Raw genomic sequence first — 12,700 nt, forward strand, 5'->3', positions numbered from 1 at the left:
GCTCCGGCGCGGGCTCGGGCTTGGCCGGCACGGGCCGGGTCGGGCGGGCCACTTCCGGCGGGGGTGCCTTGCCGGGGATGCGGATCGTCGTGCCTTCGCCCACCTGGCGCGGCACCTTGATGTTGTTGTAGCGCGCGAGGATGTGGAACGCGTAGATGTCGCCGAGGAAGCGGCCGGCGATGCGCGACAGCGTGTCGCCCGAGCGCACCACGTACGGGAACGACTCGCGGCCGAGCGTGGCCTGCGGGTCCTCGGTCATCTGCTTCTGCAGGTTCAGCGCCAGCTTGTTGGCCGGGTCCAGGCTCAACGCGCGCTGCAGCTCGGCGCGGGCCTGCTCTTCGTTGCCGGCCTCGAGCAGCTCGACGACGCCTTGGGCGACCTTCTGCGCCTGCGCCTGCATCGCCGGGGTGGGCGGCGGCGGGGGCTCCGGGGCAGGGGCCGGGGCGGCGGGCGTGGTGGCCGGGGCCTCCGCGGGTGGTTCAGCCGGTTTGGTGGCACAGGCCGACAGCGCCAGCGCCGCGACCAGGGCCGACATCAGGGCGGCCGTGCCGGCGAGGCGGCACGGCGCCGAGCGATCAGTGGTTGCGATCATGCGTTCCATCTTCAGTCGAAGTGAGCGGAGCCCGGCAGCCGGGATGCCGCCCGGGTGGGAGCGGCGCCGCTGGAGGGCGAACGGCAGATTGTGCCCCGACCCGGGGCCGGATCAGAACCGCTTCACCCCGTCATCCGTGTGAAGAAAGTGCCTGCCACCACAACCACGTGGCCACCGCCGAGAAGATCGCGCCGACCAGCAGCCAGGCCTTGGCCTGCGGAATCACGCGGCCGGCGGCGAGCCAGCGTGCGAGGCCGAGCGCGAGGAAGGCCGGGCCGAGGATGGCGAGGATCAGCTTGGCGTCGATGAGGGGCATCAGGCCGTCCATTCTTCCAGCAGCCGCTTCTGGCGCCAGGCGGGGGCGGCCGTGTTGAACAAGGGCGTGCCCGGTTTCAGCAGGCACAGGTGCTCGGCCGCGGCGGCACGCTGGCGCTGCGAGCCGGTCTTCAGCGCGGCGAGGCAGTGGGCCACGGACACGGGCTGCCCCAGGAAGTGGCGCGTGCCGGGCGTGAAGCGCGAACCTTGGGCCTGCCACCAGGCGGCAACCTTGCCGGCATCCGGCCATGGCAGGCTCTCGTCGTCGTCCATCGCCACCTTGTCATCGCCGGCCGCGTCGTTCGGCCCTGCAGCGGCTTCGTCGGGGGCCGAACGCTCCAGGTCGGCCTCGGCGAGGTCCAGGCCGGTGATCAGGCTGAACGCCTCGCCCGCCACGCGTGCCAGTGCCGGCTCGGCCATCTGCCGGACCAGCCACGGCACATAGTGCGCGTCGCCGGCGACGCCGGCCCCGATGACCAGGGCGCGCGAACCGGCAGCGTCCTGCGCCAGCCCCTGCAAGATGGCGCGCGCCTGCTCGGGCGGCGCGATGCGCAGCAGCAACTGCAGGGCTTCGACACCTGCGGCCCCTTCGGCTTTCGCCAGCTGCTGCAACGCGACGACGGCTGCCGCACGGTCGCCCAGCAGCACGGACGCACGCGCCGCGCTCAACCGATGCCCGGGCCGCGCATCGTCCAGCGTGGCCAGGCAGCGCGGCAGCAGGTCGACGCGGCCCAGCAGGCCGGCCACGCGCACCGCATGGGTCGAGACCGGCGACGCGCCCGCGGCGAGCRCTGTCTCGAGCGCCGGCCCTGGGTTGACGCCGTGCATCGCGCAGGCGGCCAGGCCGACGTCGCGCTGCAGGGTCTCGGGCGAATCCAGCAAGGCCTTCGTGATTCCGCGCAGCGACTGGGCCGACACCCAGCCAAAGGCCGACACCAGCCCGGCACGCGCTTCCGGCAGCGCCGCGGTCAACGCGAACAGCCGGTCGAGCATCGGCGCGCTGCGGCCTTCGATCGCCCGCACGGTGGCCGTGAAGACCTGGCCGGCGCCCGGCGTGTCGAGCGCGGCGGCACAGGCGCGAAGCCCGTCGTCGCCGGCCTGCGCGATGCCGTCCAGGCTGGCTGCGAGGCGCTCGTCGAGCCGCTGCAGGCGGTTCAGCCGCAGGTGCGGCGCACGCACCAGCACCGAGCGGACGTTGCGCTGCAGCGCGGCGTCCTCGACGTGCTGCGACAGCACGACCTCGATGGTGCGGCGGGCGACGCTCAGCATGACCGGGTGGCGTGGGACAGCCGCTCAGACATTGCACATCACCTGCGTCCAGGTCACCCCGTCCTCGCTGCTCAGCAGGTGCCTGGCACCGACGCTCCAGATGACGTCGGCATCGGACTCCAGGTGGCCGAAGGTCAACGGCCCCGGCAGGCCGGTGTCCACCGCCTCGAGACCCTTCGGACCGATCAGGTAGAGGCCGGTCAGGCTGGCGACGAAGGCCTTGCCCTTGAACAGGGTCAGGCCATAGAGGTTGTCGCGCGTGACCTCGTTCTGGATCGTCGTCGAACGGTCGCCCGCGGCTTGCAGGAGCACGCCCGCAGCGCCGCACATCAGCGCATGTCCCGACGGCGTGACCAGCACGCGCTGCAGCGCAACCGAGGTCGGACTGTCGAGTTGGCGCCAGGCGCTGCCGTCGTACAGCCAGATCTCACCGCCGAAGCCTACCGCGTAGACCGCCTGCGGCGTCAGCCCGTGGACCGAATTGAAACCGGTGCTCTCGCCCTTTTGCGCATGGATGGCGCCGGAGATGGCCTGCCAGGCACCGCCGCTGCGGCGGTAGGCCTGGCGCGACATCCCGACGGCGAAGACGTCGCTGCCGACCCAGCGGATGTCGCGCATCGCGCCGTAGCGATCCGGGCCCTTGGCCTGCGGATCGACGTGCGACTCGGAGAACCCGCCCGGGATGCCGACCAGCAACTCGCCATCCAGGCCGAGCGCCAGCACCTCGAACTGACCGTTGCCCTTGTCGACGCCGCAGATCGAGGCCACCGGCCACTCGGGTGTCTTGACGAACCACTTGCCGCCCTTCAACTGCAGCACGCGCGAGTCGTCTTCTTCCTCGGCGACGAACCAGATGCGGTCGCGCGAGCCGACCGCGGATTGCGCGAACGTCATGTGGGGCGAAGAGGGCTTGGGCTTGGCCATGGGTCGGAAATCTCCAGAATCAGAATGAAGCGTCATCGAGGACCTTGCGGCCCTGACGCTTCTGCTTGTCCTTCAGCGGCGAGCGGTCGGCGCGCAGCTTGGTGCTGTCGTCCTTGACGCCCACTTTCTCATGATAGGCGTCGAGCTGCGCCTCGATGCAGCCTTCACGGCAGTTCGAGTCGGCGAAGGTGGCGGCGTGTGCCGTCATCGCGCCCTCCTTGGCCGCGCCGTAGTTCCAGCTGCCATCGCCGCCCATCTGGCTGCGCGGCCCGTCCGGATCCATGTGATCGCGCTCATGCACGTTCTGCACCGCATGCATGCTGCCGTGGTCGCCCTTGTAGCGCGAAGACTCGTCGCAGCAGACGCAGGGCGCCTTCTTGTCGTCGTACTTCGCGAAGCCGCGCACGCGGTCGCCGCTGGCCCGCGCGCCGACCTCGGTGAAGCAGTGCACCTCGACCAGGTGGTGCGGCGTCTTGCCGGGGCAGCAGCCGCCCTGGCCGGCACGCTTGTCGGGCTGGTAGGGCACCAGCATGCACTTGCGAGCCTTCTGGCAATCCTCGTCGGCGCATTGCTCGTCGCCGGTCTTGCCGCTGCAGGCGTCCTCCTCGGCCTTCTTCTCCTTCGAGCAGGCACCGCCCTTCGGCGCGGTCGCCGCATCGATGTAGGGCCAGGTCGGCGTGTTGCCCGGCATCGAACCGTGGTTGTGCGTCATCACGTCGAGGTTGCGCACGACGTTCTCGCCTTCCACCTTGACGTCCATCGACCAGGCATTGAAGTACACCTTGCCGGTGTTCTTGCTGGTGACGACGCCCTTCTTCGGCGCCGAGCCTGCCTCGTCGCCGCTGCTCTTCTTGAAGTACGACTTGTTCTTGAGCATCACCTCCTTGCCGGAGATCTTCACCGAGGTCGAGCCGTCGGTGCAGTCCGACGCCATGCCGGTGTTCGGGTACGGGATCGGCACGCCGGGCGGCGTGGCTGGCGTCTGCGGCGGCGTGAAGCACACGTCGGGGAAAGCCGCGATCGACTTGCCGGCGGCCGCCTTGCAGGAGACCTCCATGTTGTTGGCATAGACCTCGTTGCTCATGCCGCCGTCCCGAAACTGAAGATCGCGGCGGCGCGCTGGCCACCGTCGTTGGCCATGTGGGCAAGCAGCCGCGGCCCGGGGCTGAAGGCCTTGCGGCAGGCCATGTCGGCCAGCGCCAGCATCGCGATGCCGGCGCTCGCGCCGGTCTCGCCGATGCTCTCGGCCGGGTGCCAGAGGTCGAACTCTTCCTTGCGCTGACGCAGCGTGCGCGTCATCGCGAGTGCCGCTTCCTTGAAGTAGTACTGCTCGCCGGACAGGTCGGCCATGCGGTAGTCGATGTCGTGCAGCGCACAGCCGGCATCGGCCAGCGCGGCCTTGATCGCGGTGGTCAGGCCGTCGGCGCGCAGGGGTTCGTCCGAGGCGATGTGCGCCGCCTCGACGCCGAAGCCGATGCCGTGGCACAGCAGCTGCGGCGTGGCCGAGGGCGCTCCGAGCAGCAAGGCGCCGGCCGCCTCGCCCGGCATGAAGCCGTTCGAGTTGTCCGGGCCCAGCAGGCGCCCGGCGCGATCGAGCTCGCGCAGCGTCGGCCAGTGCAGCAGGCCATCGGCCGCGGCGACGAGCACGCGCGCCAAGCCCTGCTCGAGGATCAGCTTGCGCGCCTGCCCGAGCGCCACCGCAGTGGCCACCCGGCCGTGCGCGACCACCGCCGATTCACGGGCGAACTGCACCTCCAGCAGCTGCTGGATGCGCGCGAACAGGCGCTCGTCCAGGCCGGCCAAGCGGCCCGGCCGCTCGCGCTCGGCCACGCAGAGCAGCAGCGGCATGCCCGCCCACTCGGCGCGCGGTACGCCGGCCAGGCATTCCTCGATCGACAGCGCAGCCATCACGGCGAGTTTCTCGAGGCCGCGCTCGGCGCTTTCGAGCTCGACCTGGTGCGCCTGGATCCACTCGCCGCCCGAGCCCATGAAGCGTGTCTCGGTCGGGTTGGCCAACTTGGCGCGCATGGCGGCGCAGGCGGACGCGGCATCCTGGCCGATGCTCGTCACCAGGCCGGTGTGCAGGAGGGCAATCGAAGCGAGTGGCATAGGGATCAGGGCGCGGCTGCGATGGCAGGGTCAATGGCCGGGACGGCAGCGGGATCGGGGCGTTCCATCGGCACCATGACGACCGGGATCGGGAAGCTGACGACGTCGCGCTGCTGCCACCACTCGCGGCCCTTCTTGCCGACCAGCACCTGCGCGATCTCGTGCAGGCTGCGCTTCAACGGCCGCGCCACGCGCCACGTCAGGCTGAAGCGCTGCAGTTCCGGCTCGATCACGATGGTGTCGAGCGTCGCGGTGTAGTCCTCGCGCGCCCCGTTCTTCGGGAACACGTGCACCGGCGCCACCAGGTTCGGGATCGTGAAGCGCGTCAGCCCTTCAGGCGTCAGGTTCGCCAGCGCCACCTCCACCGGCCCACCGGCGAACGACTCCAGCGGCAGCTGCTGGTCCAGCGGCGCCGCCTGGAAGTACTGCGCGTCGAAATCCGGCGGCAGGAAGGGGAAGTGCTTGTCGAGCCACTCGTCGTCGTAGGTGCCGGCAAAGCGCGAACGCGACGACCAGCCGCGCCCGAGCGGCCCGTACGACATCGGCGCGTAGTCGCTGTCGGGGTCGCTGATGCTGCGCCCGATCTCCTCGGTGCGCGGCAGCGGCTTGCCGTCGACCCAGGCCTTCTTCAGGTGCTTGTGGAAGCCCACGCCCACCGGGTTGGCCATGCAGGCCGCATGCTGCGACGGGTCTTCATGCGCCAGGTCGGCGCCGCCATAGGCCACGTCGTAGCTGATCGGCTGCGTGACGAACGGCTCGGCCGGCGTCGCGCGCAGCGTGGCCAGGCCGCAATCCCATTGCCGCGCGCCGACCACCGCGATGCGCTTGCTCCAGTTGCCGATGCGGATGCCGGTCTCCACGCGCGTGGCCGGCCGCCCGTGCGGCGCGTGCGCGCTGCCCAGCAGCAGCACGTCGACCCGCTGCTTGCGCGGCGCGAAATCGACCTCGTACACCGGCGCCGACAGCCCCGGCTCGCCGGTGAAGGTGTCGGCCATCACCAGCGGCAGTTGTTCCTCATGCAGTGCGAAATGCGTGGCCGGCTCGCCGGCCTGCGGGAATCGGAAGGTGCCCTTGATGACGACCACGAGCGACTCGCGGCCGCTCGGCTCGAGGCCCATGTTGTAGCCCGCCGTCATGCGGGTGGCGTTGATCAGCTCCATGTGGGTACTGCAGCGGTGCGGTCAGTTCAGTTGCACCGAGCCGCCCTTGATGCGGTTGACGCCGGTCGAGCGGCTCGACACGTAGCTGCCCTGGATCAGCACCTTGCCGGCCTCGGTCAGCGTGATGCTGGCCTTGCCGCAGCGCAGCGTGAGCTCTTTCTTCGCACTGACCAGCATGCGCTGGCCGTCGCTGTCGAGCTGCACCTGGTCGGGCCGGTCGGCGAGCGGCCAGCCGGCGGCCGGGCGCAGCACGCCGGTGACGATCGGCAAGGCCGCATCGCCGTTCTCGAACATCAGCGTCACCTGCGCGCCGATGTGCGCGCCGTGCAGGTCGAGCACCGCCCTGGCGCGCAGCGCGGCCGTGCCCGGCTGGCCCGGGTAGAGCACCAGCGGCGTCGCGCCGTCGTCGGTGATCGCGATCAGCTCGCCGACCACGACCGACGGCAGCGGCTCGCTGCGCAGCACCGCCGCGCGCGACTGCAGCAGGGGCTGCAGCGCATCGACCGGCTCGACCGTCGAGCCTCCGATCGAAGAGAGGGGTGTGGCTTCCTCGCGCGCGTGCGCTGCGAGAAGTTGTTGGTCCAGCGTGTCGCGGCCGCTCATCGTGTGCCTCAGTTCTGCAGAATCTTGGAGCCCTTCATCACGATGTCGCTGCTCGCCTTCACGTTGATCTTGCCCGAGCCCTCCACCGTGATGTCCTTGCCCTTGATGGTGATCGTGCCGTCTTTCTTCATCGTGATGCTCGAGCTGCCGGTCTTCAGCGTGATGGAGTCGGCCGCCTCGAGCACGTAGTTCTTGCCCACCTTCAGCGTGTTGTCCTCGCCGATGGTGGTGTTGCGGGCCTTGGCCACCTGCACGCTCTGCTTGCCGCCGACGCTCAGGCTGCGGTCGGAGCCGACGTCGATGCTCTGCTTGGCGCCGATCGAGTGGCTTTCGTTGATGCCCACCGAGACCGAGCGCGTCGCACCCACCGAGATGGTCTGCGCGGCACCGACCACCACTTCCTGCGCGGCGCCGATCGCCACCGTCTCGTTGATGCCGACCGCGCGCGTGCGCTGCAGCGCGACCGTCTCGGTCTTGCTGGCGCCGATGCTCACGGTGCGGTTGCTGCCGATCGTGATCGTCTCGTTGGCGCCCACCGTCTCGGTGCGGTTCACGCCGATCGCGATGGTCTCGTTGCTGCCGACCTTCTCGTTGCGGTTGACGCCGATCGTGATGTCTTCGTTGTTGCCGACCTTCTCGGTGCGGTCGACGCCGATCGTGATGGTCTCGTTGTTGTCGACCGTCTCGGTGCGGTCGTGCTTGACGTGCACCGTTTCGTCGTGGTCGATGGTCTTCGTGCGGTCGTGGCCGACCCACTTGGCCTCGTCGTTCTCGACCTCGATCAGCTGGTCTTTCTCGGCGTGCAGCCACAGCTGCTCGGCGCCCTGCTTGTCCTCGAAGCGGATCGCGTTGGCATTGCCGTAGCCGCCGCCCTTGGACGAGCGCGTCAGGATGCCCGACTGCGTGGCATTGGCCGGCAGGTCCCACGGCGGCATCTGCTCGGCGTTGTAGACGCGGCCGGTGATCAGCGGCTGGTCGGGGTCGCCCTCGAGGAAGCCGACGACCACTTCCTGGCCGATGCGCGGGATCGAGATGCCGCCGAAGTTCTTGCCGGCCCACGGCGACGACACGCGCACCCAGCACGAGCTCTTCTCGTTGTTCTGGCCGTAGCGGTCCCAATGGAACTGCACCTTCACGCGGCCGTACTTGTCGGTGAAGATCTCCTCGCCGCCGGGGCCCACCACGACCGCGGTCTGCGGGCCCTGCACGAAGGGCTTGGGCGTGACGCGCTGCGGGCGGAACTGCTGCTTGCTCGGGATCGCCGAGAAGGCGCAGTGGAAGCCGGCACCGGCGCCGCTCGAGTCATGAATGCCGAGCTCGGCCTTCACCGACATCGCGGTGACCAGGTACTCGCTGTTCTGGTCTTCGCGCGGGTGCTTGGTGAGCTTCAGGTTGCAGCCGACCTTCAGGCCCAGCGCGTTCGACGCGCCGCGCAGCTGCGTGTAGCGCGCCTGGACCTCGTCCATGCGGTTCTCGGCCCACTGCGAGCCGTCGGCCTTCTGCACGTAGTCGCCCTGGTAGTCGAAGCTCTCGTAGTCGGCGAGTTCGTGCGAGCGGGTGTTGGCGGTCTCGACTTCCAGCGAGGTCGACGGCCGCTCGAAGTCGTAGCTCGTCATCACCGTCTTGCCGGTGCGCACCGATTCGTCGAACACCCAGTCGGAGACGTACTCCTGGTCGGGCGGCGCGCTCGAGCTGTCTTCGATGTAGCGCATGCTCTCGTAGCCGGGCGCCGCGTCGTGCGCGCTCTGCGAGTCGACGAGGATCAGCTTGTGCGCGCCGTCGGTGTGCTCGAAGTACCAGTAGATGCCCTCGTGCTCCAGCAGCCGTGCGATGAAGTTGTAGTCGCTCTCGCGGTACTGCACGCAGTACGTCCACGGCTGGTACGAGCGGAACAGCTTGGGCTCGAAGCTTGCGACGCCGTGGTCGCCGAACACCTTCTTGACGATGTCGGGCACCGTCATGTCCTGGAAGATGCGGCAATCGGTGGTGCGGGTCAGGAACCACAGCCAGGGCCGCACGGTGGCGCGGTAGCCGAAGTAGCGGCCCTTGTGCCCGCCGAGGCCGAAGCGGGTGACGTAGCCGTTGTAGTGGCGCTTGCTGCCGTTGGCGAGCGTCACGTTGACGGTGACGAGCTTGCCGAGCAGGTCCTGCGGTTTGAGGTCGGGCTTCTCGCTCAGCAGCGACAACTGCATGTCGCCCAGCGAGCTCAGGCCGGTCGCGTACGTCATCGACTCGAAGAACAGGTCTTCAGCCGGAAGCGGTGAACTCAGCGTGATGGGATTGGCCATGGGTGCGCTTGCTGTGCAGACGAAGGGCGCACGGACGGTGCACCATGGTCCTCAGAGTAGGAAAAGCCGCCCGGGGGGTAAAGCGACGAAAGTCATGTACCCCCCGGGGCGGGGCGCTCGTGGGGGTGGTTTGGCCTAGCATCCACGCAGGCCGGAAGGCCGGTCAGGTGAGGAGACAACAAGATGGGCGCAAGAAAACCCGGACCGATTTGTGTGACCAGCTCGGAGCGACCCGACAGCGGCACGGCGTGCCTGCACCGGACGGACCCGCCCGGGCCGACCCGGCACAAGGCCGAGCCGAAGCCGCCGGAGTTGACGTTCGACAAGCTGTGGCAGGGGTACCCGAGCAGCAAGCCTTACGTGGACAAGTCGGGCGATCCGCCGAAGGGCTTCGAGAACCAGTGCGCGATCAAGGTCAGCGTCGCGCTGCATGCGGCGGGCGTCGACATGAAATCGTTTCGCGGTGCAACCGTGACCGTCGACGGCAAGCGGCTGGCGATCCGCGCCGAGGAACTGGCGGCCTGGCTGAAGACGCAGCACTTGATCGGGTTGCCGCTGAAGCCGGAGAACGTGACGGGCAAGGAGTGGCAGGAGAAGATCAAGGGGCGCAGGGGGATCGCGTTCTTTGCGAACTATTGGCCGCGGCCGGGTGAAAAGAGCCCGACCGGCGACCACATCGATCTGTGGAACAAGTCGACTCTCACTCCATCGTTTGCGTCGATATTGCGCTTTCGAGTGGGCATGTCGAGTCTGGTGAATCCTCTCGATCCTTCGGATCCGTACTTTTCAAACCTGGACAATTCCGAGGTCATTTTGTTTTGGGAGATCCGATGAGGCGATTCCTCGCTGCGTTCGTCGGCTTCGCCGCCGGTCTTGCCTTGACCTGGTTTTGCCTGTACACGCTCAGCCATGCCAATCTCTCGCCCAAGACCGGCAGAGGGTGCGACGCGGAACATTGCGGTCCATGGTGGGCGTTGCCGCTGGGTGTCGCCTTGTATCTGATTCCAACTGTCGGATTCGCGATTGCCGGCTACTTGTCAGTGGCCCGGGCGTGGCCTCGTCGCAAGACGTTCGTTGTCTTCGGGCTGCTGGTGATTGCGGCAGTGTTTTTCATGGTTCGCCCGTATCTCTGAACTGCACTGATGAGCCGTTTCGCTGCTGCTCTTGGAGGCGTCGTGTCCGGCCTCTATGCCCTCTGCCCCCATCTCGTATCCGGTTGATTGGCGATACGAAATGAACACGGCTGAACTTGGCAGTTTGTTCAAGCTCGTTCCGGCCACATGTGCCGCATTCGTCGTCGGCTTGTTCTGGACTTGGCTTTGCGGCTACACCTTGAGCCACGCGAATCTGCCGCAGCCGAAGCCGTTCTTTGGTTGCCGCATCGAAGATTGCAGCGCATGGTGGTTGGGCCCGCTCATGCTTGCGTACTACCTGTTTCCTGCTGTGGTGTTCGCCGCTTCCGGCTACCTGGCTGCGGCCCGGATGTGGCGGGCCCGCAAGACAGCCGGCGTGTTCGCGTTGCTGGTGGCTGCCACCGTGTCCTTCTACGTCTATTCCTTCATCGGTTAAGCATGCTCTATGAAGACATTGGGCTCCTAGCTGCGCCGATGAACTGATGAAGCGATTTTTTTTTGCGACATTCCTCGGACTGGTGGCAGGACTTGCCTTGACCTGGGTTTGTCTCTACGCCTTGAGCCACTCCGATTGGGCGAGCCGATCGGCACCCTCTGGTTGCGACGTAGAGCATTGCGGCCCATGGTGGCTCGGACCTCTCATTCTGGTGGCCTGCCTGCTGCCATCGATCGGCTTCTCTGTCGCGGCCTATTTCGCGCGAGCTCGGTCATGGTCGATCCAGCGGACAGCCATCGTGTTTGCTTTTTTGGTCGTCGGCACCGTGCTTTTCTTTGCTCGTCCCTATGTCTGGCCTGGCAGATGACGCAGCAAAGTCGGTGGATGAGCCTGATGAGGCTGTCTCGATGTCCGGCTGAGACGCCGGCGTCAATCGCCCCGCGCTCACCAACCGTTACGCCTCCACGCCCCGATCCGGCAATTCCCCGTTGTCCAACGCCCCCCGGCGCCCGTAACATTCCCGGCGCAATGGAAGAGGGCAGACGGGCGCCACCCAGGACGCCCGCGTCGACCGCATCGGAGGGATCTTCATGGCATTGCCCGGCGCGAAAGYCGCCCCGCAGGATCACCTGCCCGAATTGACCAGCCTGCGCTTCATCGCGGCCTTCGCGGTGCTGGTGCTGCACTACCGCGACCTGCTCGGGCCGCTGCCCGACGGCGTGCTGCGCGCGATCGTCGGCGGCCAGTACGGCGTCACGTTCTTCTTCATCCTGAGCGGCTTCATCCTGACCTATCGGTATCACGAATGGTTCGCCGGTGGCGTCAGCGATGGCAGCTTCTGGCGCTTCCAGCGCTTCCGCTTCGCCCGCATCTACCCGATCTACCTGCTCGGGCTGCTGCTCGACACGCCGTGGCACATCGTCGAGCGCGCGCAGGCGGGGCAACTGGCCGATGTCGGCCAGACCTGGTGGGCCTCGTGGCTGCTGAACCTGGTCGGCCTGCAGGCCTGGGTGCCGGCAGTGCCGTTCGCGATGTTCTGGAACACGCCGGCCTGGAGCGTGGCGGCCGAGTTCTTCTTCTACGCGACCTTCCCGTTCCTGTGCGCCGGCCTGCTGCGCCTGCGGCTGCGCCTGCGCGGMCTCGCGCTGCTGCTGGCTGCCACCGTCGCGCTGGGCATCGGCGCCTACGTGGCCGTGATCTGGTGGATGAACCTGGTGCTGCACGCCGAGGGGCAGACGCAGTACATCGTGCTCGTCTACAACCCCTTGCTGCGCTACAGCGAATTCCTCGGCGGCTGCCTGACCGGCCTCGTGTTCCTGCAGCTGCAGGCCGGCACCTGGCCGCGCGCTGCCTGGCTGACCGGCACCGATGCCCGTGCCCGCCGCGTGCGCGACGCGATCGTGCTGGCGGCCCTCGTGGCCGCGGGCGTGCGCATCGGCCTGCCTGACTACACCGGCCCCGAGATGTGGCGCTGGCTGCTCGACGTGGCGATGAAGTACGGCATCTTCATCGTGCCGTTCAGCGCGCTGATCCTCGCGGTGGCGTCGGGGCGCACCTTCCTCAGCGCGCTGCTGCAGCAACCGTGGATGGTGCTGCTGGGCGAGGCGAGCTATGCGCTGTACATCATCCACTGGTCGGTGACGACCTTCCTGCGCCTGGGCTGGCTCGGCGCGGCCGGCACGCCCGCGGTGCACCTGCTGTTCCTGCTCGGCACGGTGGCCGCTTCGGTGCTGTGCTACCGCTTCATCGAAGTGCCGTGGCGCCGCCGCCTGCGCGGCGCGGGCGGCCCTGGCACATCGGACACCGCCGCCGCATCGGCAGCATCCCTCCAACCCCAACCGAGACCCGCCCTGCCATGAGCTCTTCCACGC

14 protein-coding genes are annotated in these 12,700 nt (G+C 68.2%); 5 read left to right on the forward strand and 9 right to left on the reverse strand.

The features are described from left to right. From AC1DXV_RS23670 to AC1DXV_RS23710, 9 genes are all read right to left on the reverse strand, one after another. Nucleotides 1-592 (reverse strand): LysM peptidoglycan-binding domain-containing protein (locus AC1DXV_RS23670; RefSeq protein ID WP_477935830.1); only part of this gene is annotated, 592 nt, incomplete at its 3' end. Nucleotides 593-722: 130 nt separating this feature from the next. Beyond that, the gene (locus AC1DXV_RS23675; protein ID WP_477874494.1) at nucleotides 723-908 is read right to left on the reverse strand and encodes a hypothetical protein; all 186 of its coding nucleotides are present in this window, start codon (nucleotides 906-908) and stop codon (nucleotides 723-725) included. Next, on the reverse strand, nucleotides 908-2,176 hold the full coding sequence (locus AC1DXV_RS23680; protein WP_477935832.1) for a TIGR02270 family protein: 1,269 nt from the start codon (nucleotides 2,174-2,176) through the stop codon (nucleotides 908-910). The genes AC1DXV_RS23675 and AC1DXV_RS23680 overlap by 1 nt, the downstream gene beginning before the upstream one ends. Before the next feature lie 24 nt (nucleotides 2,177-2,200). Then, nucleotides 2,201-3,100: a hypothetical protein gene (locus tag AC1DXV_RS23685; RefSeq protein WP_477935834.1), complete on the reverse strand. Its 900-nt coding sequence runs from the start codon at nucleotides 3,098-3,100 to the stop codon at nucleotides 2,201-2,203. A gap of 19 nt (nucleotides 3,101-3,119) precedes the next feature. After that, on the reverse strand, nucleotides 3,120-4,184 hold the full coding sequence (locus AC1DXV_RS23690) for a PAAR-like domain-containing protein (RefSeq protein ID WP_477864819.1): 1,065 nt from the start codon (nucleotides 4,182-4,184) through the stop codon (nucleotides 3,120-3,122). Further along, entirely contained in the window at nucleotides 4,181-5,209 is a 1,029-nt protein-coding gene (locus AC1DXV_RS23695) for a hypothetical protein (RefSeq protein ID WP_477864820.1), read from the reverse strand. Before AC1DXV_RS23695 ends, AC1DXV_RS23690 begins: the two co-directional genes overlap by 4 nt. Before the next feature lie 5 nt (nucleotides 5,210-5,214). Next, the gene (locus AC1DXV_RS23700) at nucleotides 5,215-6,369 is read right to left on the reverse strand and encodes a DUF2169 family type VI secretion system accessory protein (protein ID WP_477864821.1); all 1,155 of its coding nucleotides are present in this window, start codon (nucleotides 6,367-6,369) and stop codon (nucleotides 5,215-5,217) included. Nucleotides 6,370-6,390: 21 nt separating this feature from the next. Further along, a complete protein-coding gene (locus tag AC1DXV_RS23705) occupies nucleotides 6,391-6,972 on the reverse strand; it encodes a DUF6484 domain-containing protein (protein WP_477864822.1) in 582 nt (193 codons plus the stop codon). 8 nt (nucleotides 6,973-6,980) lie between these two features. Next, nucleotides 6,981-9,260 carry a type VI secretion system Vgr family protein gene (locus AC1DXV_RS23710; protein WP_477864823.1) on the reverse strand — a complete coding sequence of 760 codons (2,280 nt, stop codon included), beginning with the start codon at nucleotides 9,258-9,260 and terminating at the stop codon, nucleotides 6,981-6,983. A 183-nt stretch (nucleotides 9,261-9,443) separates the two neighbouring features. On the opposite strand from AC1DXV_RS23710, the gene AC1DXV_RS23715 reads away from it, so the two are divergent. The 5 genes from AC1DXV_RS23715 to AC1DXV_RS23735 all read left to right on the forward strand — a co-directional run bounded on the left by AC1DXV_RS23715 (nucleotide 9,444) and on the right by AC1DXV_RS23735 (nucleotide 12,688). Beyond that, nucleotides 9,444-10,094, forward strand: a complete 651-nt coding sequence (locus AC1DXV_RS23715) for a type VI secretion system amidase effector protein Tae4 (protein ID WP_477864824.1) — start codon at nucleotides 9,444-9,446, stop codon at nucleotides 10,092-10,094. After that, nucleotides 10,091-10,393, forward strand: coding sequence for a hypothetical protein (locus AC1DXV_RS23720; protein ID WP_477864825.1), 303 nt, complete (start codon nucleotides 10,091-10,093; stop codon nucleotides 10,391-10,393). Before AC1DXV_RS23715 ends, AC1DXV_RS23720 begins: the two co-directional genes overlap by 4 nt. A gap of 100 nt (nucleotides 10,394-10,493) precedes the next feature. Beyond that, complete coding sequence (locus AC1DXV_RS23725; RefSeq protein WP_477864826.1) at nucleotides 10,494-10,829, forward strand: hypothetical protein; 336 nt, start codon at nucleotides 10,494-10,496, stop codon at nucleotides 10,827-10,829. Between the two features lie 211 nt (nucleotides 10,830-11,040). Continuing rightward, nucleotides 11,041-11,196 (forward strand): hypothetical protein, encoded by a 156-nt coding sequence (locus AC1DXV_RS23730; RefSeq protein ID WP_477935836.1) that lies wholly within the window; start codon nucleotides 11,041-11,043, stop codon nucleotides 11,194-11,196. Nucleotides 11,197-11,419: 223 nt separating this feature from the next. After that, on the forward strand, nucleotides 11,420-12,688 hold the full coding sequence (locus AC1DXV_RS23735) for an acyltransferase family protein (RefSeq protein WP_477935838.1): 1,269 nt from the start codon (nucleotides 11,420-11,422) through the stop codon (nucleotides 12,686-12,688). Nucleotides 12,689-12,700 lie beyond the last annotated feature (12 nt).

This window comes from Rhizobacter sp. P3_C12 (assembly GCF_056402735.1).

Coding starts and splice junctions, on each gene's coding strand:
- AC1DXV_RS23695 (WP_477864820.1), bottom strand. CDS start 5,209: ATGCCACTCGCTTCGATTGCCCTCCTGCACACCGGCCTGGTGACGAGC.
- AC1DXV_RS23690 (WP_477864819.1), bottom strand. CDS start 4,184: ATGAGCAACGAGGTCTATGCCAACAACATGGAGGTCTCCTGCAAGGCG.
- AC1DXV_RS23710 (WP_477864823.1), bottom strand. CDS start 9,260: ATGGCCAATCCCATCACGCTGAGTTCACCGCTTCCGGCTGAAGACCTG.
- AC1DXV_RS23685 (WP_477935834.1), bottom strand. CDS start 3,100: ATGGCCAAGCCCAAGCCCTCTTCGCCCCACATGACGTTCGCGCAATCC.
- AC1DXV_RS23705 (WP_477864822.1), bottom strand. CDS start 6,972: ATGAGCGGCCGCGACACGCTGGACCAACAACTTCTCGCAGCGCACGCG.
- AC1DXV_RS23700 (WP_477864821.1), bottom strand. CDS start 6,369: ATGGAGCTGATCAACGCCACCCGCATGACGGCGGGCTACAACATGGGC.
- AC1DXV_RS23715 (WP_477864824.1), top strand. CDS start 9,444: ATGGGCGCAAGAAAACCCGGACCGATTTGTGTGACCAGCTCGGAGCGA.
- AC1DXV_RS23725 (WP_477864826.1), top strand. CDS start 10,494: ATGAACACGGCTGAACTTGGCAGTTTGTTCAAGCTCGTTCCGGCCACA.
- AC1DXV_RS23675 (WP_477874494.1), bottom strand. CDS start 908: ATGCCCCTCATCGACGCCAAGCTGATCCTCGCCATCCTCGGCCCGGCC.
- AC1DXV_RS23720 (WP_477864825.1), top strand. CDS start 10,091: ATGAGGCGATTCCTCGCTGCGTTCGTCGGCTTCGCCGCCGGTCTTGCC.